General features: G+C 60.0%; 1 protein-coding gene. It reads left to right on the top strand.

Annotated features, from left to right (window positions below):
* Positions 1-239 precede the first annotated feature (239 nt).
* Positions 240-452, top strand: a 213-nt coding sequence (locus AB4Z27_RS29595; protein ID WP_441646056.1) for a hypothetical protein, incomplete at its 3' end; no start/stop codon positions are given.

The raw sequence follows: 452 nt of genomic DNA, 5'->3' as shown, positions 1-452 counted from the left end.
CCTTGAGAATGTGACGCTTGGGCGGAACGATCTTGCCCACGCGATTCATGGTGAAAACGTACTGTGCCATGGAGGTGTGCGGTGTGTGACTAGGAATGGCGGGAGTGTAGCAGGCGGATGGGCGGGGCCGGCGTGCCGCGGGCACGGCAAAAATGGCGCCCAATTTCAGACTCGTCTCATTGCAGAGGCAAGGAGCGGTTCGGAGAATCAGGCGGGTTCACCACTGGATCGGACCCGACATGGCAAAACTATTGCGCCGCAGCGGCGCGGCAATGGGCGCGCAAATCACGCTCATCGCTGGAAACCAACTCCCTTTCAGGGTCTCGGGCCTGGGCCCGAACCGCAGGCATCTCGCCTTCCGGAGCAGCGACTCCACCTTGAGAATCCTCCCGCTCAAGGTCAATGACCGGGATATCGAGCAACAACTGAAGATCGAAGTCATCGAAGTCAGC

It is taken from the genome of Cupriavidus sp. KB_39 (assembly GCF_052114485.1).
Lineage (GTDB): Bacteria > Pseudomonadota > Gammaproteobacteria > Burkholderiales > Burkholderiaceae > Cupriavidus.
Note: the sequence above shows the minus strand (reverse complement) of the source record. Positions and strands in the feature narration are given on the sequence as shown.